The sequence below is a fragment of the Alcanivorax borkumensis SK2 genome (assembly GCF_000009365.1).
GTDB lineage: Bacteria > Pseudomonadota > Gammaproteobacteria > Pseudomonadales > Alcanivoracaceae > Alcanivorax > Alcanivorax borkumensis.
The window spans coordinates 1,538,963-1,558,481 of the sequence record NC_008260.1; the positions used below are offsets into that span (position 1 = coordinate 1,538,963).

The 19,519-nt window shown below is 54.6% G+C and carries 13 protein-coding genes and 1 pseudogene; 4 read left to right on the forward strand and 10 right to left on the reverse strand.

The annotated features are described in order from the left end of the window. Positions 1 to 305 precede the first annotated feature (305 nt). From ABO_RS07025 to ABO_RS07070, 9 genes and pseudogenes are all read right to left on the reverse strand, one after another. Positions 306 to 3,434, reverse strand: a complete 3,129-nt coding sequence (locus ABO_RS07025) for an efflux RND transporter permease subunit (RefSeq protein ID WP_011588638.1) — start codon at positions 3,432 to 3,434, stop codon at positions 306 to 308. Next, entirely contained in the window at positions 3,431 to 5,170 is a 1,740-nt protein-coding gene (locus ABO_RS07030) for an efflux RND transporter periplasmic adaptor subunit (RefSeq protein ID WP_011588639.1), read from the reverse strand. Before ABO_RS07030 ends, ABO_RS07025 begins: the two co-directional genes overlap by 4 nt. Continuing rightward, positions 5,160 to 6,455 (reverse strand): TolC family protein, encoded by a 1,296-nt coding sequence (locus ABO_RS07035; protein ID WP_011588640.1) that lies wholly within the window; start codon positions 6,453 to 6,455, stop codon positions 5,160 to 5,162. The genes ABO_RS07030 and ABO_RS07035 overlap by 11 nt, the downstream gene beginning before the upstream one ends. A 724-nt stretch (positions 6,456 to 7,179) precedes the next feature. Next, a pseudogene (locus ABO_RS14375) lies at positions 7,180 to 7,314 on the reverse strand (Cd(II)/Pb(II)-responsive transcriptional regulator); the annotation flags it as partial. 390 nt (positions 7,315 to 7,704) lie between these two features. Beyond that, a complete protein-coding gene (locus ABO_RS07050) occupies positions 7,705 to 10,014 on the reverse strand; it encodes a heavy metal translocating P-type ATPase (protein ID WP_007151136.1) in 2,310 nt (769 codons plus the stop codon). 30 nt (positions 10,015 to 10,044) lie between these two features. Then, positions 10,045 to 11,397 carry an APC family permease gene (locus ABO_RS07055; RefSeq protein ID WP_011588643.1) on the reverse strand — a complete coding sequence of 451 codons (1,353 nt, stop codon included), beginning with the start codon at positions 11,395 to 11,397 and terminating at the stop codon, positions 10,045 to 10,047. 129 nt (positions 11,398 to 11,526) lie between these two features. Further along, complete coding sequence (locus ABO_RS07060; RefSeq protein WP_011588644.1) at positions 11,527 to 12,276, reverse strand: copper resistance protein B; 750 nt, start codon at positions 12,274 to 12,276, stop codon at positions 11,527 to 11,529. Next, positions 12,273 to 14,054, reverse strand: a complete 1,782-nt coding sequence (locus ABO_RS07065; RefSeq protein ID WP_011588645.1) for a copper resistance system multicopper oxidase — start codon at positions 14,052 to 14,054, stop codon at positions 12,273 to 12,275. The genes ABO_RS07060 and ABO_RS07065 overlap by 4 nt, the downstream gene beginning before the upstream one ends. An 88-nt stretch (positions 14,055 to 14,142) precedes the next feature. Beyond that, positions 14,143 to 14,676: a cupredoxin domain-containing protein gene (locus tag ABO_RS07070; RefSeq protein WP_011588646.1), complete on the reverse strand. Its 534-nt coding sequence runs from the start codon at positions 14,674 to 14,676 to the stop codon at positions 14,143 to 14,145. Positions 14,677 to 14,879: 203 nt separating this feature from the next. Between ABO_RS07070 and ABO_RS07075 the strand changes: the two genes are divergently transcribed. Beyond that, a complete protein-coding gene (locus tag ABO_RS07075) occupies positions 14,880 to 15,548 on the forward strand; it encodes a response regulator (RefSeq protein ID WP_007151491.1) in 669 nt (222 codons plus the stop codon). 19 nt (positions 15,549 to 15,567) lie between these two features. Then, positions 15,568 to 16,902 (forward strand): ATP-binding protein, encoded by a 1,335-nt coding sequence (locus tag ABO_RS07080; protein ID WP_011588647.1) that lies wholly within the window; start codon positions 15,568 to 15,570, stop codon positions 16,900 to 16,902. 464 nt (positions 16,903 to 17,366) lie between these two features. Here ABO_RS07080 and cadR read toward each other — a convergent pair whose 3' ends face one another. Next, a complete protein-coding gene (gene cadR, locus ABO_RS07085; protein WP_004364961.1) occupies positions 17,367 to 17,774 on the reverse strand; it encodes a Cd(II)/Pb(II)-responsive transcriptional regulator in 408 nt (135 codons plus the stop codon). A 95-nt stretch (positions 17,775 to 17,869) separates the two neighbouring features. On the opposite strand from cadR, the gene ABO_RS07090 reads away from it, so the two are divergent. Both ABO_RS07090 and lspA read left to right on the forward strand, forming a co-directional pair. Beyond that, positions 17,870 to 18,766 carry a cation transporter gene (locus ABO_RS07090; RefSeq protein ID WP_011588649.1) on the forward strand — a complete coding sequence of 299 codons (897 nt, stop codon included), beginning with the start codon at positions 17,870 to 17,872 and terminating at the stop codon, positions 18,764 to 18,766. Between the two features lie 4 nt (positions 18,767 to 18,770). Further along, positions 18,771 to 19,283, forward strand: coding sequence for a signal peptidase II (gene lspA, locus ABO_RS07095; protein ID WP_022986212.1), 513 nt, complete (start codon positions 18,771 to 18,773; stop codon positions 19,281 to 19,283). Positions 19,284 to 19,519: the final 236 nt, after the last annotated feature.

Consider the following 19,519-nt stretch of genomic DNA (forward strand, 5'->3'; position numbering starts at 1 on the left):
AGTGATTGTGTAAACTCGTCCATCTCCGCCGCCACTTCGTTCAGCCCGGAGGTAAATGGTGCCATCTTGAGGGTTGGCAGACAAACGTGCAAAATCCCCCAAAAACATCGTAACCTATTGTTCTATAGAGAAATAAGTTATTACCCCTGTGACTCTCTACCACAACCAGCCATCCATAGGGCATCTGGACATGACTATTCGTTTCGGGGGGGTATCGCAGCCCCCCCCCCCTCAATTATCAGTGCCGGATCAGCAGCTGATCCGGCGCCAAGACTAGGAGATTACCACCCAAGCTTTAAGCTTGGTCAATCCGGATTCCTATCACGTCGTTGCATCAGCAGATAGGCTGCGGGCAGTACGAAAAGTGATAACAAAGGTGCTGTTACCATCCCTCCTACCATGGGCGCAGCAATGCGGCTCATGATCTCGCTACCTGTACCTCCCCCCCAGAAAATCGGAAGAAGGCCGGCAATAATAACAGCTACAGTCATCGCCTTAGGTCGAACACGTAATACCGCGCCATCACGGATAGCACCCATCAAGGCAGCTTCATCCTTTTGGCCCTGCTCCTGTCTCTCCTGCCACGCCTGCTTTAGGTACAGCAACATGATTACGCCAAACTCGGCAGCGACACCCGCCAGGGCGATGAAGCCGACACCAGTAGCCACTGACAGGTTGTAGTCCAACAGATACAAGAACCAGATACCACCGGTCACCGCGAACGGTAACGTCGCCATAATCAGCAAGGCTTCACCGACACGGCGAAAGGTCAGGAATAACAGTACGAAAATAATCAGTAAGGTCGCCGGCACCACCACTTTCAGTCTCGCATTGGCCCGCTCCAGGAACTCAAACTGACCGGCAAAGGACAAGCTGACGCCCTCTGGCAGCCTGACTCCATCATTCACTGAGGCACGTAGATCATCCACTACCGAGGCTAGGTCACGCCCCCGAACATCGATATACACCCACCCAGACAGTCGGCCATTCTGACTTTTCAACATCGGTGGCCCATCGGTAATCTTGATATCCGCCACGGTTCCGAGGGTAATTTGTTTTCCTTCGGGAGTGACTATGGGCAAATCGCGTAAGCGATGCACCGTGTCGCGCCACTCGCGAGGATATCGAAGGCTGATCGGGTAACGCTCCAGCCCTTCCACTGTCTCACCGATGTTTTCACCACCAATCAAACCACTGACAACCGACTGAATATCCGCGATGTTGAGGCCATACTGAGCCGCAATGCCACGCCGAATATCGATATCCACATAACGACCACCAGTCAACCGTTCAGCCAATGCTGAGGAGACACCGGGTACTTGTTTGGCTACCTGTTCGATTTGACGGCTCACCTGGTCAATGATCTCTAGGTCATTACCCGCTACTTTGATGCCAATTGGGCTCTTGATGCCAGTGGCAAGCATGTCGATACGATTGCGTATCGGAGGAATCCAGATATTTGCCAGTCCAGGCACGCGTACAATACGGTCCAGCTCTTCGACAAGCTTCTCCGTTGTCATGCCTTCACGCCATTGGTCCTTGGGTTTGAAACGGATGGTGGTTTCAAACATCGTCAATGGTGCAGGGTCAGTCGCTGTCCGCGCACGCCCCGCCTTGCCGAACACCTGCTCCACCTCAGGCACCGTTTTGATCAACCGATCGGTCTGCTGTAGAAGCTCGGTAGCTTTTTGTGCTGACAAGCCTGGTAAGGCACTTGGCATATACAGCAAATCGCCCTCATCCAGCGGTGGCAAAAATTCACCACCAAGCTGACTTAGCGGCCAAAAGGCGGTAACAAAAACTAAACCGGCAACCAGCAAGGTGGTTTTCGGCCACGCCAAGACTCGCTCTAGTACGGGTTGATAACAACTAATCAAAAAGCGACTGATTGGATTACTTTCCTCGGAAGGTATCTTTCCCCGAATCCAGTACCCCATTAACAGTGGAACCAATGTCACCGATAGGCCGGCTGCCGCCGCCATAGCCCAGGTTTTGGTAAATGCCAGTGGGCCAAATAGCCGCCCTTCCTGTGCTTCCAAGGTAAAGACAGGAATAAACGACAAGGTAATAATTAGCAACGAGAAGAACAGCGCTGGCCCCACTTCGACAGCTGCTTGCTCTATGACTCGCCAATGCGCATTACCAGTCAGAGATTGCCCTGGGTTATCCCGATGCCAAATCTCAATTTTCTTGTGAGCGTTCTCGATTAACACCACTGCTGCATCCACCATAGCGCCGATAGCGATAGCAATGCCGCCAAGCGACATGATATTGGCATTGATGCCCTGGTAACGCATCACAATAAAGGCAGCAAGGATTCCCAGCGGTAGGGAAATGATGGCCACCAGTGACGAACGCAAATGGCCAAGAAACAATACGCACACCAGTGCAACTACAATGAACTCTTCAATCAATTTGTAACTGAGGTTTGTTACCGCTCGATCAATCAGCTCACTTCGATCATAGGTGGTGACGATCTCAACCCCTTCCGGCAAGCTTTCCCGCAGTGTCTCAAGTCGCTCATGCACGGCAGATAGCACGGCGCGGGCGTTCTTGCCTGAACGCAGAATGACGACCCCGCCGACGACTTCCCCTTCACCGTCCAGCTCGGCAATACCACGCCGCATCTCCGGACCAAGGCGAATCTGCGCCACATCTCCAAGCTGTACTGGCACTCCATCAACCAGTTTTAGTGGGATTTTTCGGAAATCCTCGAGTGACTGAAGGTAGCCACTGGAGCGCACCATGAACTCCGCTTCGCCCAGCGTCAGCACTGCTCCCCCGGTTTCCTGGTTAGCTTGTTCTATCGCCTTGCGTACTTGTTGATGACTGATCCCATGGCTGGCGAGTTTGACCGGGTCAGGGACTACCTGATACTCACGTACCATGCCGCCTATGGTTGCCACTTCTGCAACGTCAGGCAGAGTCTGCAGCTCGTATTTTAGAAACCAGTCCTGTATCGAGGTTAGCTGCGATAGATCATGCTGGCCGGTGCGATCGATCAATGCGTACTGATAAATCCAGCCGACACCGGTAGCGTCTGGCCCAAGTGATGGTCGTGCTGTACGCGGCAATTCAGACTGGACCTGACTAAGGTATTCCAACACCCGTGAGCGTGCCCAATACAAGTCGGTACCATCTTCAAACAACACGTAAACATAACTATCACCGAAGAACGAGTAACCACGTACTGTGCGCGCACCTGGCACGGCCAGCATGGTGGTGGCAAGTGGATAGGTAACCTGTTTTTCCACCAGCTGCGGTGCCTGACCTGGGTAACTGGTGCGGATAATCACCTGTACATCGGACAGATCCGGTAAAGCATCTACGGGGGTATTGTTGATAGACCAGATTCCCCACGCACTCATGAACAGCGTCGCCAGCAGCACCAAAAATCGGTTAGCCAACGACCAGCGAATCAGGGTAGCGATCATGGTGCAACCTCCTGTTTGTCGAGAGACACCACAGTCAAGCCATTATCGGTATCTTTGACGCCGACGCGCACACGATCGCCCACTGCTATATCGCTGGCCACCTGTTCGCTGGCAAGACGAAAGCGCATGGTCATGCCAGGCATACCGAGCGTCTTAAAAGGACCGTGTTTAAGCTTGACCTTGCCGTCGGATAGCCCCTCGATAACCCCCTCGGCGTAATGCAACGAATTCACTTGGGTGTCTTTTTGTTCCGCCACCTGCTTTTCTAGGCGCTCCACAATCAACCCTTTGTCTGTATCACGAATGCCAATGCGCACGCGATCACCTACCGATATCCCTTTGCCTACTTGTTCATTCGCCAGGTTAAAACGCATGGTCATGGCAGGCATGGACAAGCTCTTGAAAGGGCCATGGTCCAGCATTATTTTGCTGCCATTCAGTTGCTCGACAACACCTTCGGCATAGTGCAGTGCGTTCATCATTTCCGTCTCATCTGACATAGCCAGCTCCTGAACGGCAATGCCTTGCAGGCTGGCTTCGGAATCGAGCAGGAACTGACCACTGACAACCACCTTCTGCTCTTCCTTCAGCCCTGCCAGGATCAGCGTTTGGTCTCCCAGCTCGCCCCCCGGCAACACTGCCTGCGGACGATATCGACCCTCCCCCTCATCAAGCATCACCAGGCTGCGCTTTCCTGTATGCAATAAGGCTGCGGTTGGTACGGCCAATGCTTTCTGTGTGGCTTCGCCATGAATGCGTACCTGAGCGCTCATGCCCGGACGCAGATCACCCTCGTCATTGGACAAGGTCACTCGCACCGGCACAGTTCGGCTGGACTGATCCACCAGAGGCAGAATGTCGGCAACTTGCCCCTCACGCAGTGCTGGCTTCACTCCTTGAACGGTCACGTCAACAGCGTTACCACTACTGACTTGCCCCAATTGGCGTTCCGGGACTGCTATCTCCACCCACACGGGGTTGAGTGACTGAATCTCCGCCACGGGAGCACCGGCCGACAGCGTCATGCCAGCACGAGCATTGAGACTGCGTATCACGCCATCATGCGGAGCTGTCACCGTCCAGGTTTCCAGCGGTTTACGTTGGCGTTCAATACTTCGGATCAGGGATGCAGGCATGCCCAATGACAACAGGCGCTCCCGCCCGGCGACGATCAGTTCGTTGTTGCCGCTGCCGAGCACGGCCAGCCATTCATGCTGAGCTCCAGTCCAGGCCGGAACTCTCAATTGCATCAGCGGCTGACCACTGGAGATAGTGTCGCCCTCAGCCAGAGGCCAGACCTTGTCTACGAAGGAAGGCGCGGGGCTTTGCAGGCGTGTCAGGGCGCGGTCGTTGTAAGCAATCAACCCCGTGACATCAAGCTGAGATTGTGACTGAGCCACGACCACCGAGGCACTGCGAATTCCCAGATTTTGTACCATGGCTGCATCAATACGGACCGTTGGCTGATCGCTATCATCACCACCATTGGCATAACGGGGCACCAACTCCATATCCATGAAAGGTGAGGGCCCGGGCTCGTCAAAGTGCTGCTGGGGATACATAGGGTCATACCAGTACAGCACTTCCTTTTCATCCGCTTTGCTGTTGGTTTCACCGCTGTCCATCGCCATCGATATACTGCTCTGCGAAGGGGTGACGTAACGGCCCAAATATATTCCGGCTAGCAACAACAGCGAGGCAGCCAAACCGATCAAGGCATTGCGTTTAATGTTCATTATCTTGCTCCTCGCCCACCATGCCGTGGTGGTCGTAGGTAAAATGGAGGGCGGCTGCCTGCTGGTCATACTGCCCGCTGAGATCAATCTCCTTCAGTTTGGCGTCCAGCCATTCGCTACGTGCCCGTACAAGATCGGCCAAACTGCCATCACCGCCGCGCCAAGCGGCCCTAGCCAATCCCACTTTCTCTTTTGCCAGAGGCACCAGTCGCTCCCGTTGCCGGGCAAGCGTGCGTTCCTGGCGTTCATATTCGGCCAGATCGCTCTGCAGCATCGCTTCAAGTTCGCGACGTACCGCCTCTGCACGAGATTCCAGTGCTTGCCACTCAGCTTCCGCCGAGGCAATGCGAGGCCCCTGGCGCGACCGGCTGAACAATGGCAGGTCCACATTGACCTGTAGCATCGCCATGTCACTGAATTCTTCACGATTCATATAAGCCAGAGTTAAAGCCCAGTCCGGCTTCTTGGCGGCACGAGCCTCGTCCGCGTTAGCCTGGGCGACAGAAGCCTGACGCGACGCTATCTCAAGTTCAGGGTGCTTATGCAGGCTATTCAGTAACTGTTCAGCATTGATGGCGAAATCAGGTGCTTGGCCAGCCGGTGATTGCCGGCCGGCTTCCCCCAGCCAGCGTATTAAACGAGCCTTAGCCTGGCGTTGCCTGGCCAGAAGAGCATCTCGCCGATCCAGTAATGTCACGGCTTCCTGCCTGGGTGCCACGCTATCAATAGCCTTTCCTTGACCCGATGAAAGCCGGGCACGCACTGCCTTGTCGAACAAACGATTTTCAGCAATGAGTTCTTCCAGCAGGACTAGTTGACGATCCAGAGTGTGGAGCTCAATCCAGGCTTGAGCGGTCTGACGCAGCACGGCCAGACGAGTGGCCTCTTTCGTGGCCTCCGTTAAGCCGATTTGCTGTCTGGCACCTTCTGCCCTTGCTGTGCGTTTGCTGCGATTGGGGAAACGCTGGGTTACACCAATACGCTGCATGGTCATGAAATCACTCGACAGGCTGTAACGATCGGCGCCATCCACAGGTACATTGTCGAGGCCAAGAATCAGGGTGGGATCGGGCAAAGCATCGGCAGGCCCTTCTGCCTGCTGAGCGGCCTCGACGCGGGCCGATTCCGCCCGCAATTCCGGTGATTGACGTAAGGCGAGCTGTAGCGCCTGATTAAAAGTCAGGCCTTCTGCCCCAAACGCCTGGACACTAGCTAGCAGCAGGGAGGGCGCTAGCCAGCCGAGTGCGCGCCGATACCGGCCGGCGCTCAGAAATATCCAATACATGTGTCACTCCAACACGGATCATGGCGCGCAACGCGCCCTCAGTGGGCCCAGACCAGGCCGGACCCCGAAAAGATCAGTGAGAAAGTGCTAGAGGCGGTCGCCAGATGGTAGATAAGGCAAGGGGGAGATAGAGAGGGTTAGAAAAATGAGGGGTAGCCGGATTTGCTGCCTGAAAAGAAACCGCCGGAGCCGTATTCATGATCGAGAGCTGCCCAGCATGGCACTCCTGGCCAGGCTTGCAAACCGGGCCGCTGTGCGTGTTGGATTGACCATCCAGACAACAATCGTTTTGTGGCATGGCGGACATCATGCTGCAACGGTCATCCATGTCTGCCTGCATCATGGTTTGTTCCATGGGGCAAGGCTGCGCCAATTGCACCGCTGCCATCCCCTGCAAGGAGATGCTAAGCAGAAATAGGCAACTAATGAAAAACCGAGCAATAAACATATGGTGTCAGCATAGTCCGAAGCAATGTGCTATTAACAACATAAACCTTGGGGTAGCCCCCATGTCAACGTTTAATATTGAGCTATGTAACTATTGATCGCCAGCTCTGCTCCCTCTGGCATGCTCTTCTCTACGCCACAGCCTTCAATAGCATTACTTGATGAAGCGTGAAAGTGTCTCTCGATGCCATTCCAGGCGCCTGTTGGCATGCTGGGTACCGAGGCTTATGTCGACAGGTGGCGGCGTGGTTAAGAACTATAAAATCGACACTTTGATCTATTGCGGTTGTAAGATGCCCTCGCTGATGCCAGCAAGAACCCCGCAAGCATCAACTTCACGGCCATCGTTGCACCTCGCTCTCAGGGAAACGAGTTGCTTCTCAAGCGATTGCAAAGCCGTTATCTGCGACCGCGCATCAGCAGACTTCCTGTTATAAGCAACCTGTTGGCTTTACACACCTAGAGAGTTAATCACAATGAGTTGGATTAAAGTTGAACGGGCTGAGCAAACCCCGTGGAACTTGATCACGGTCAACAGATCACGGATGAAGTCGCTTAAGGCGCCAGCTATGGCAAAATAGCCCCTACTCGAGGCTCCACGCCGATGGCCTAGGATTGCATGCCCAAAGATCCGGTAGGCAGGTATTTCCGTGCCCAGCTTCTCCTTCATCGTGGTTTTGACGTCGATTTCGATCAGCACCCCGAAGCAGTTATCCGTGAGAGACTGACGCGCTCGTTTGTCAACCGCCTCAAAATCAGCATCTTCTATGGTTCGATCAATAGTGTACGGCACCAGCGATTATTACTTGGGGCCAAGCTTGATAACTCGCAGGCGCAATGCATTCACAATCACGCTGAAAGACGACAGCGACATTGCAGCAGCCGCGAAGATCGGTGAAAGCAGTATCCCGAAGAACGGGTACAAAACCCCCGCCGCAATCGGAACGCCCGCGGAGTTGTACACAAAAGCAAAGAACAGGTTCTGTCGGATATTGCGCATGGTCGCCAGCGACAGACGACGCGCTTCTACAATACCCATCAAGTCGCCGCGCAGCAGCGTAATGCCCGCGCTTTCGATGGCCACATCTGTGCCGGTGCCCATGGCCACCCCCACGTCCGCCGTTGCCAATGCAGGCGCGTCGTTAACGCCATCACCCGCCATCACGACAACACCCCCTTCATCTTTCAGACGCTGGACGATCTTGCCCTTATCTTCCGGCAGCACCTCCGCTTCCACTTCATCGATATGCAATTTGCGAGCAACCGCCTCGGCCGAGGTGTAGTTATCGCCAGTCAGCATGACCACTCGAATGCCGTCTTTTTGCAGCGCGACAATAGCAGCGTGGGTCGTTCTCTTGATGGGATCGGAGATGGCCAACAGCCCAGCGATTTTTCCATCAACGGCGGCAAAAATCACGGTAGCACCATCTTTGCGATGCTCGTCGGCATCGCTGTCAAATCTAGTGGTGTCGACATTCTCCGACTCCATGAGAAGACGATTACCAAGCAGCACCCGCTTGCCGTCGATTTTTCCTGTTACCCCTTTACCGTTGGGAGAATCGAAGTCTTCCGCATCCGGCAGCTTCAGCTCCATGCCCTTGGCTTTGTCCAGAATGGCGTGGGCCAGTGGATGCTCACTGCCTTTCTCGAGTCCGCCCGCAAAACGCATCAAAGCATCGTCATCGTACCCATTCGCTGTAACAATTCGGGTGATTTGTGGCTGCCCCTCTGTCAACGTGCCGGTCTTATCCACTACCACCGTATCTACCTTTTCCATGCGTTCAAGGGCTTCCGCATCGCGGATCAGCACACCACTTTGGGCGCCGCGGCCAACACCTACCATGATCGACATGGGCGTTGCCAGACCCAGTGCGCAAGGGCAGGCAATGATCAGAACACTGACCGCCGCAATCAGCCCGAACGCCATGGGCGGTGTCGGCCCAAGGAATGACCAGGCTATAAAGGCAACAATGGCAATTAGGATCACGGTGGGCACAAACCAGCTCGCCACCTTATCGGCAAGCCCCTGGATCGGTGCGCGGCTGCGTTGGGCGCTGGCCACCATCTGCACGATTTGGGAAAGCATGGTGTCCCGGCCAACCTTGTCGGCCCGCATGATAAAGCTGCCCTGTTGGTTAATACTGCCGCCAATCACTTGGTCGCCAGACTTTTTGCTGACTGCAAGAGGCTCACCGGTCACCATGGACTCATCCACGTTGGAGCTGCCTTCAAGTAACTCACCGTCCAGCGGCACCTTGTCCCCCGGGCGCACTCGCAGGCGATCACCCACCTTGACCTGATCCAGCGACACATCGGACTCGTCGCCCTGGTCATCCAGCTTTCGGGCCGTCGCCGGTGCCAGATCCAGCAGCGCCTTGATCGCGCCCGAGGTTTTCTCCCGGGCCCGCAGTTCAAGCACCTGGCCTAACAGAACCAGCACCACGATGACCGCAGCCGCCTCGAAGTAGACGGCGACAGAACCGTCTTCCTGCCGAAAGGCGTCGGGGAAAATCTGGGGCGCCAGTGTCGCCACCAGGCTGTAGATCAGCGCCACGCCAGTACCAATGGCAATGAGCGTGAACATGTTCAGATTGCGGCTGACGACGGACTTCCAGCCTCTGACAAAGAAAGGCCAGCCACACCAGGCCACTACTGGCGTCGCCAACACCAGTTGAATCCAGTTGGACATTTGTGGGGCAACGATCTGGTCAAGGCCGGTGAGATGTCCGCCCATTTCCAGCACCAATACCGGCAGGGCCAGCACCAGGCCAATCCAAAATCGACGGGTCATGTCTTTGAGCTCTGCCGAGGGCCCGTCATCCAGACTTACCTGCTCGGGCTCCAGGGCCATACCACAGATAGGGCAATCTCCGGGGCCCTGCTGGCGAATTTCCGGATGCATCGGGCAGGTGTACATGGTGCCCGGAGCCACGGGTTCGTCCTGTTTCTGTTCTCCACTGAGGTAGTGTCCCGGGTCGCCGTCAAACTTCGATTTGCACCCCGAAGAACAGAAATACCAGGTTTTCCCGCCATGCTCGCTGCGATGTTCCGCCGAGTGTGGATTCACCGACATGCCGCAAACAGGATCTTTGACCGTGTGCTCAGCCGTCATGGCCGATCCCTCCCTATCGAGTTCTGGTGATTAGTGATGATGAGCATGAGATTCTTTGTGTCCCGCTTCTTCGGCTTCTGTGGCCTTTTTCAGGAACAGTTGCTCGGCCACTGCGATAACAATCATGGTGACAACCGCCACGCCAATAACAAACAGGTCAGTATTCAGTTTGACCCAAACGAAGCCACCAAGAGCGAGCAAATCCAGAACAATTGCCACCGTGGGCACCCACACATTGGCCTTCACATCCTCCCGTAAATAGCGCAGAACGCCCCAATGGATAGCAATGTCCATGATCAGGTAAAAAATGATGCCCAGCGCTGCAATTCGGGACAGGTCGAAGAAGGCCGTGAGGATAAGCCCAAGCACCACGGTATAAACCAGCGTGTGCTTCTGGATGCTACCGGGCATGCCGAAATGACTGTGGGGGACCAGCTTCATTTCAGTCAGCATGGCCAACATGCGTGAGACGGCGAAAATACTGGCCAGAATGCCACCGGCGGTGGCCATCATCGCAATGGCGACGGTAAACCAGACGCCGTAGTCGCCCAATGCGGGACGCGCAGCGGCCGCCAGAGAGTAGTCCTGCGTTTTGATGATTTCCGCCAGGGACAGGTTACTGGCAACGGCGAAACCGACCAGGGTGTAGATCACCACGCAGGCTGCGATGGAAATAATAATCGCTCGCCCCACGTTTCTCTTGGGGTCTATGACTTCCGAGCCGCTGTTGGTGATGGTGGTAAAACCTTTGAAGGCCAGAATGCCAAGGGCCGTTGCCCCCAGGAAATTGCCAAAGGTTCCAGCCTCACCGGGGCTAGAGAAATCAACAGAAACACTGTCGGCAATCCAGATACCCACCAGCCCGAAAACCAGAATGCCTCCGATCTTCAGGATACCTATAAAGGAAGCCACGCCCTGAATCATTCGGTTGCCCAACAGATTGATCATAAACGCGGCCAGAATTAGTGAGACGCCAAGAATGGGCACCATGCGGCCACTTTCATCGCCATCGAACAGTTGCATGGTGTAAGAACCGAAGGTTCGCGCAAGAAAGCTCTGGGCAATCACCATCGAGAAATACATCAGCAAAGCATTGAAAGCCGTCGGTAACCGATTGCCATAGGCTTTGTGCAGGTACATGCCTATGCCCCCGGCTGACGGGTAGGCATTGGAAATTTTGATGTAGGAATAGGCACTGAAGCTTACGATTACCGCCGCGGCCAGAAACGCCAACGGGAAAAGAACGCCAGTCATCTGCGCCATCTGCCCGGTAAGGGCGAAGATACCGGCGCCAATCATGACACCGGTGCCCAGCATAACAGTTCCCGGAAGTGTAAGACTGCCTTTCTGATAGCGCGTGCTTCTGTCGTGCGTGCTGCTCATACAACCTCCTGTTGTTTTGAACGGCGTTTGATACTCAATAAATAGCCAATGCTGGCTTGGGTAGATCTCACTTGCATCAATGTCGAGAAAAACGGGCCAAAGAAATATCTTTAGCCCCTAAGTACCTGATCAGAGTGCGATGCGCGCTCCAATCACAGCAAACCAATCTGCTGTACTGCCGCCGTCCGCTTCGGCAAAGTCGGCACTATCGCCGTATTTGCGCTCATGCACCACGCCCACATAAGGCGAGAACGCACGGTCGATCAGATCATAGCTCAACCTGAGTCCGGTTTCGGTAGAAACCAGTCCTTTACCAACGCCAATTTCCCGGTCCTCGCTAAACGCAACCGTGGCATCCAGCGTTGCCGCCAGAATCCAGTAGTTGGTGAGAAGCAGCTCGTACTCTGCATCCAGTTCGGCTGACGTATCGCCATCCTTACTGACATACAGGTTTGCATCGATCTCAAACCATTGGGGAGCCAGCCCGGCTACACCGAGAACGGCATATGTACGGTCCGGCCCCTCGGGCGTATCGAAACGTACGCCCGCTTTGGCGTCGAAGAACTTGGAGATGGGGATCTGGCCGACCAGCTGGTTTTCCAGTGTTTCGTAGGCCTGCTCCTCTATCTCGTACTCCCCGGTTGTGAGCAACCGGACTTTGAACTCGTCGGTGCCATAGAAAGCATCCGCATTCCAGACGCCCAGTTCCTCGTCATCGTCGCTGTAGCGGTATTCAAACTCCTCGAATTGAACACCCCAGGTTGTGAGCGGCTGTTTACGAGCGGTGGTGTCGGAGATCATTTCCTGAGCTGTCACCGCCGTTGAGACACCAATAGAGGCAAGGAAGCTGACTGCGACAATTGATCGAATACAGCTCATACCTCACCTCCATCTTTGGCAATCACGTCTGTTTTGGCCTGCGTCGACTCTGGCCCACCTTCAACAATGACCTTGCGGAACATACCAGCGGCCGCGTGATAGGACAGGTGACAGTGGAACGCCCACTGACCGGGCGCGTCGACCTCGGTTTCCATGTAAACGGTGGTGCCGGGCTGCACACTGACCGTGTGTTTGATCGGGTTCCACTGGCCTGCGCCAACATCAAGGATGGACCACATACCGTGCAGGTGCATGGGGTGAGTCATCATGGTTTCGTTGACAAACTTGAAACGGACCCGCTCACCGTATTTGAGACGAATCGGATCGGCGTCTTCATACTTGACGCCATTAATGCTCCAGGTATACCGCTCCATATTGCCGGTCAAACGAAGCTCAATTTCCCGGGTCGGCTCGCGAACTTCATACAACGGATCCTGAGCCTTCAGGTCAGCGTAAGAGAGGAACTTTCCGCCATTGGCAGCTTTGGGCATGAGGCCACTGCCCTTGGCGTAAAAAGGATCGCTTTTTTCTTCTGTCCCCATCGCCATGGAACCATGGTCCATGCCGGACATGCCCGAATGATCCATATCTTTCATGTTGGAATGATCCATACCTTCCATATTGGAATGATCCATGCTGCCCATGTTGGAGTGGTCCATCCCGGACATATCTCCCGAGCTGCTCATATCCATGTTCCCATGATCCATGCCAGACATGCTGCCATGGTCCATACCGGGCATACCGCTCATATCAGCCATGGTCAGACGCGCTGGTTCACGCATTGGTGGCACAGACCCTTCCATACCCTTTTCGGGGGCCAGCGTCGCTCTTGCATAGCCTGAACGTCCCATGGATTCGGCAAAAATGGTATAAGCCTGCTCATCTTTCGGGCGCACGATCACATCGTAGGTTTCCGCTACACCGATCCGGAACTCGTCCACACTGACCGGCTGAACGTTGTTGCCATCAGCCTGGACAACCGTCATATCCAGACCGGGAATCCGGATGTCGAAGTAGGTCATCGCCGAAGAGTTGATAAAACGCAGCCGGATGCGCTCGCCCGGCTCAAAGAGTCCGGTCCAGTTCTGGTCCGGCCCTTTACCATTGATCAGGCCCGTAAAGCCATGCACGTCTTCGACGTCTGCTTTCATCATGCGCATGCCACCCCAGGCCATGCGATCCCGAACTGTGTTCATAAAACCGTTCTCGGACACATCCGAGAAAAACTCGCCCACGGTCTGCTGATCGCGGTTGTAATAATCAGTCATCATTTTCAAGTTGCGCATGATGCGATCACCGGAATGCGGGTGTTTGTCGGTCAATTGGACGACGTATTCGCGGTCGTAACGGAACGGTTCACGCCCCTCGGGTTCGATAACGATGGAACCGTAGGCGCCATCCGGCTCCTGAAAACCAGAGTGGCTGTGAAACCAATAAGTACCAGCCTGCTGGATGGGAAATTCGTAGGTGAAGGTTTCACCCGGCTTGATGCCTGGAAAGCTGATACCAGGCACACCGTCCTGATCAAAAGGAAGGATCAGGCCGTGCCAGTGAATGGAAGTCATCTCATCCAGGTTGTTGGTCACGTTGATCTTGACGTTTTCGCCTTCCTTGAAGCGCATCACCGGCCCGGGAGATGCACCGTTATAACCGATGCCGTCTTTCACGAAATCGCCGGTGTCAATTTCGACCCGATCAACCGTGAGATTATATTCGCCAGCCATGACCGATGCAGACATCAGCAGGCTTAACAACACTGAACCTAAACGGCTGTTCATACTTTTTGCTCCAAATCGCTCTTCACTAAGAACCCTCAAAATAAATACCTACAAGCCCACTGGATCAACGCCCCATTAGTGAACTCAGTTACTGGACCTTGACGTCACCGTACATCCCTGCCTGGTAATGACCCGGCACGTTGCAGGCGAACTCGATATTGCTGTTATCGGAAAACTTCCAAATAACTTCCTGCCTCTGGCCCGGTTCCAGCAGGACGCTGTTAGGGTCGTCGTGTTTCATGGACTGGCCGTTCCCCATGTCCATTTCCATCATGTCGTGGTTGAGCTTTCCGCCCTGGATGACGCCATGTTCGACCATCATCATCATTTCCTCCTGATGCCCCTCATGCATCTCAGGTGTGCCGATGTTGAACTCGTGAACGAGGTTCCCCTTGTTCTCCACCACGAACCGCACCGTTTCCCCGGGGCTTACGATGATTGATTCCGGTTCATAGTAATTGTCGTACATTTCGACTGTTATGGTTCGGCTGGCCTCTGAGGCTTTGCCGGGCTCACCACTCGCAGCGCCGTGATCATGTCCTCCACCATGGGTTCCAGCGGCAAAGGTGGTCGCCGACAATAAGATAGTTGCGGCAGCAACGAGGAATTTTGATACGGTCATATATCTTCTCCTTTGAACAGCTTTGGCCCTGAGGGCCGGGTTGTCTCACTCAAAACTTGAGCAATATCCAGAAGCGGTTGCTACCATCGCTCAGCAACCTGAATCCAGGCTGAAAATCGGAATTATTTTTTGTTCTGGCACAATTCAGCTTGGGCAGCGACACTGACGGACTCTGATGCTCAATTTAGAAAGGCAGTTCAGGAATGAGATTACTTCTGGTGGAAGATGACTACCTGCTGACAAATGGGCTAAGCGCCCAACTGGAAAAGGCCGGTTTCAGCGTGGATACCGCCCGTACAGCGCGGGAAGCCCGGCACCTCGGGCAGCAGGAAAGTTACCGCGCCGGTATTCTTGACCTGGGCCTGCCCGACGGCAACGGCCTGGACGTACTGAAACAGTGGCGGACGCATAAGGTCAGTTTCCCGGTGTTGATCCTGACCGCCAGGGGAGACTGGCAGGACAAGGTCAATGGCTTGAAGGCCGGCGCCGATGATTACCTCGCGAAGCCTTTCCAGACCGAAGAGCTGATTGCCCGACTTCACGCCATCGTCCGGCGAAGCGAAGGCAGAATAATGGATACCCTGACAGCGGGCCGGTTCGAGCTGGACGAAAATCGCCAGACGTTAAGGGCCGGTGACGAGACCGAACATAGCCTGACCGGTACGGAGTTCCGTTTGCTCCGATGTCTGATGAGTCGTCCCGGGCAGGTTTTCTCGAAAGAACAGCTTCTCGACCAGCTATACAGCATCGACGACATACCCAGCGAGAACGTGATCGAAGCGTATGTGCGGCGGCTCAGGAAGCTGGTGGGACCGGACACCATCAAGACCCGACGTGGTCAGGGGTACCTGTTCGATGCCGATAGCCGCTAGACCTCGCTCAGTCAGGGGGATGCTCCTGATTCTGCTGCTTCCGGCCGGCATTGGTCTGATGGCACTGGCTTGGATCATCCATGGGGCCTTGCTGGAGAGGATGACCATGGACTTAGTAGAACGCCGCTTGAAAGATGAGGTAGCTTTTCTGGAACACCAGATCCGCCAATCCGGTGGCCAGATTGATACACTCCAGACCGGCGACTATTTTCAGGAAGTGCTCCTCCACGCCTTCGCCATCGCCATCGCTTCTCCGTCTGGGCAGTCCATCTCACCGGAGACCTGGACTCCGATTCTGAGGCCGTTGCTCACCTCCGGGCAGGAGGGAGCCGTGAGAGCCAGGGATGCTGAGGTACCAGCTGCGCCTTCCCAAATGCTTGGGTATCGCCGTGCCTTCACGGTCGACGGAAACCCCTTCGTGATCATTGTTGCCGAGGATATGGAGGCGCTTCATCGGAGCCAGGCCAAACTCCATATCTGGACTGCCGTCGTCTCGGTTTTACTGGTCATTCTGATGATCGGGAGCATATGGCTGGGAATCACTCTGGCCCTGCGGTCAATAGCGGGCCTTCAGATGAACCTGAAAAAACTTCAGTCAGGCGAGCTCTCCCGTATTAACGCAGACGGCCCGGAGGAGTTCCAGCCCCTCGTCCGGCAACTCAATCGACTGCTGGATTCACTGGATGACCGGCTGGAACGCTCCCGTGACGCACTTGCCAACCTTTCCCACAGCGTGAAAACCCCCATAGCGGCTGTCAGACAGATCCTGGAAGACACCAGTCGCCCGCTCGATGAGAAGCTGAGATGGGAAATGGCGGCGCGCCTCGACGACATAGATGCTCAGCTTGAGGCCGAAATGCGGCGAAGCCGGTTTGCGGGTCCACAGGTCGGCCAAAGTGTATGTCCGATCAAACAGGCCCGGGATCTGCTGTGGATGCTTGGCCGCCTCTACCCCGATAAATCTTTTGAATTGTCAACGGATCTGCCTGAAAACCATCGCTGGCCTGTCGAGGAGCATGATCTGAACGAAATCCTTGGCAACTTGCTGGATAACGCAGGCAAATGGTCATCCCGCTGGGTGGAGCTCACGCTGAGTGAAGATCAAGAGCAGTTAAAAATTATCATCAGCGACGACGGAGCGGGCGTATCAGAAACAGCCCACTCACAATTGGGCAAGCGAGGATTGAGGCTGGACGAGCAAACACCCGGTCATGGATTGGGGCTGGCTATTGTCCACGCAATAGTTGAGCGTTATCAGGGACAGGTTCATTACACGTCCAGTAAGGTAGGAGGCCTTACTGCAGTTGTTGTAATCCCTGGTTCTGATCGATTCGGCGACCGGTCAGACAACTGACACCTTCACCCTCCATTCTCTATGCTTCAAGTCAAATTCATCAATAGTTGGGATGATGATTTGGAGTCTCGTCCAGCCTGTTCAATCTCGACCGCTCTATAATGAGCTTTCCCTGAAGGATACTGAATCTACACCCACTAACACTACTTGCTCTACTTGCAACCCAAAACAGCAAACCGATGCTTTTGATCATGAATTTTATACCCCCCCCCTTTCACTGCATGCCAGAGCCCGCCTTGTGCGGGCTTTTTCATGCCGTTTTGGAGTTTCTATGGATATTCGAGCGAGCTGGGCCTGTACCACGTACAGGGCTACGTTAATCCTGAGGAGATTATCAGTACGGCGGCCACCATTTTGTATGGCTGAAAGGTGTCTAGCAAACCGGTGGCGATTCAGTTGATCTTACCTTTGCATGAGAGTGAGACAGACCGGCATCTCATCGGATTATCTGGTTGATGCTTCACCTACTGCTGGTGCATGTTTCCTTCGCTAATTCCAGCAAGAACCCCACACGCCTCAACTTCCCGGTCATCGTTGCAACTCGCTCTCAGTGAAACGAGTTGTTTCTCAAGCGCTTGCAGAGCGGTTATCTGCGACCGCACATGAGAGATGTGATCATCGAGCAAGGCGTTGACGGCGGTACAAGGCTGATGAGGGTCGTCCTGATAGCTCTGTAGTTCGTGAATCTCAGCCAGTGACAGGCCCAGGATTCTGCAGCGACGGATGAAGGCCAGCCCCTCACCATGCTTCTCGGTATAGACACGGTAACCGTTGTCCTGCCGATCAGGCGGCGGCAACAAGCCCTGCTGTTCATAGAAGCGGATCGTCTGTGTTTCGACCCCTACCAACTGCGCCAACTGACCAATGCGCATCAGCCTCCTCCCCAACGGATTCTTTACTCTATTGACCTTATAGTAGCTTTATAGTTTTAAATGGTACCACAACATTGTTCAAGTGGAGTCGTATCATGAGCAAATCCTGTGGTGGCGCCTGTGGCGGTGATGCAACGTCCGCAGCGGATACCGATATACAGGCCTCCTCCGAGGCGCCAGGGAGATGGGTCAGTGTTTATGCCGTGCCGAAGATGGACTGTCCATCAGAAGAACGAATGATTCGCCTAGCCCTGAACGGCTTTGAGGAGATTCGGGCGCTGTCCTTCGACTTGTCGAACCGCCGGCTGAAGGTCGTGCATGACGGCGAGGTCGAGCCCGTCACCTCGAAACTGAAGACCTTGGGGCTAGGCGCCTCGCTTCAGGAAACCGTCGCTGCAAATCCGGAGACCATCAAGGCCGCCGAGTTTTCGGCAGCTTCTGCTAAGCAAGAATCCGGGACCCTGCGCTGGTTGCTCGGCATCAATGCACTTCTGTTCGTGGTGGAAATGACTGCCGGTCTGATCGCCCAGTCCACCGGCCTGATTGGAGAATCCCTGGACAATTTTGCCGATGCGGCGGTGTACGGGCTTGCCCTTTATGCGGTTGGACATAGCGTGAAAATGCAGGTACGTGCCGCGCATCTTGCTGGTGTACTGCAACTGATCTTGGCTGTGGGCGTGCTCGTAGAGGTGGTGAGACGCTTTGTATTCGGTAGTGAGCCTGAATCGCTGGTGATGATGGCTATCGCATTCGTCGCATTGATTGCCAATACCAGTTGTCTGCTGCTCATATCCAAACATCGGGAAGGCGGGGCGCACATGAAGGCAAGCTGGATATTCTCGGCCAACGACGTGGTGATCAACCTGGGGGTCATCACCGCCGGCGCCCTGGTCGCGTGGACCGGGTCCAATTATCCGGATCTGATTATCGGCACCATATCGGGAGTCATTGTACTTAACGGGGCCAGGCGTATTCTGGCGTTGAAGGGTTAAATAATTGCTCATTATTGGCAACAAGCACTCGTCGTATGCCCTGTTTTCCATATCGAGCCTGCTGGCAGCGTCAGATCAGGCTGCAAAGTGGCTGGTGCAGCAATCAATGGCCTATGGCGAGTCTATTTCAGTGACCCCGTTCTTTAACTGGGTGCACGTATGGAACACCGGTGCCGCATTCAGTCTTTTTGCGAATGGCGGAGGCTGGCAGCGCTATTTTTTAATCGGAATCGCGGTGGTGGTCTCGATTTTCCTGATCAAGCTGATTCTTGAAAATCGTCATAAAGGAGAAGCCTTCGCTTACAGTCTTATCCTCGGTGGCGCCATGGGCAACCTGATTGACCGAATATTTCGCGGCTACGTTGTGGATTCCTTTGATTTCTATTGGCGGGACTGGCACTGGCCGGCCTTTAATCTGGCTGATATTGCTATTGTCACCGGTGCCTTGCTTTTCGTTTCCGGCAGTTTGTTGGGCGAAAAAACAAACACCAATACAAACCCAGATAGGCAAGGCTGACGTTACAGCTATGAACGCCATTGGGAAGAATGTGCGGTTCGCTAAGCGTGGGCTTCTTATCGTGTTTTGCTCAGACCCGGCAAGCGGGTCATCCTGTAGATAGTCCATCGCAAGTTCATTTGCCAGGTCTAAAACCTTGAAGGCAAGCGATCGGAGAATGCGGAGGCCTTCCGTATCGCGCAGCGGCTAGATGAGTTCTTGGAGAATGAATTCAACCTCCCCTCCCCCCTACAACT

Excerpts from the sequence above, each read along its gene's own strand:
- ABO_RS07025 (WP_011588638.1), bottom strand. The coding sequence starts at position 3,434 with ATGATCGCTACCCTGATTCGCTGGTCGTTGGCTAACCGATTTTTGGTG.
- ABO_RS07030 (WP_011588639.1), bottom strand. The coding sequence starts at position 5,170 with ATGAACATTAAACGCAATGCCTTGATCGGTTTGGCTGCCTCGCTGTTG.
- ABO_RS07035 (WP_011588640.1), bottom strand. The coding sequence starts at position 6,455 with ATGTATTGGATATTTCTGAGCGCCGGCCGGTATCGGCGCGCACTCGGC.
- ABO_RS07050 (WP_007151136.1), bottom strand. The coding sequence starts at position 10,014 with ATGACGGCTGAGCACACGGTCAAAGATCCTGTTTGCGGCATGTCGGTG.
- ABO_RS07055 (WP_011588643.1), bottom strand. The coding sequence starts at position 11,397 with ATGAGCAGCACGCACGACAGAAGCACGCGCTATCAGAAAGGCAGTCTT.
- ABO_RS07060 (WP_011588644.1), bottom strand. The coding sequence starts at position 12,276 with ATGAGCTGTATTCGATCAATTGTCGCAGTCAGCTTCCTTGCCTCTATT.
- ABO_RS07065 (WP_011588645.1), bottom strand. The coding sequence starts at position 14,054 with ATGAACAGCCGTTTAGGTTCAGTGTTGTTAAGCCTGCTGATGTCTGCA.
- ABO_RS07070 (WP_011588646.1), bottom strand. The coding sequence starts at position 14,676 with ATGACCGTATCAAAATTCCTCGTTGCTGCCGCAACTATCTTATTGTCG.
- ABO_RS07075 (WP_007151491.1), top strand. The coding sequence starts at position 14,880 with ATGAGATTACTTCTGGTGGAAGATGACTACCTGCTGACAAATGGGCTA.
- ABO_RS07080 (WP_011588647.1), top strand. The coding sequence starts at position 15,568 with ATGCTCCTGATTCTGCTGCTTCCGGCCGGCATTGGTCTGATGGCACTG.
- cadR (WP_004364961.1), bottom strand. The coding sequence starts at position 17,774 with ATGCGCATTGGTCAGTTGGCGCAGTTGGTAGGGGTCGAAACACAGACG.
- ABO_RS07090 (WP_011588649.1), top strand. The coding sequence starts at position 17,870 with ATGAGCAAATCCTGTGGTGGCGCCTGTGGCGGTGATGCAACGTCCGCA.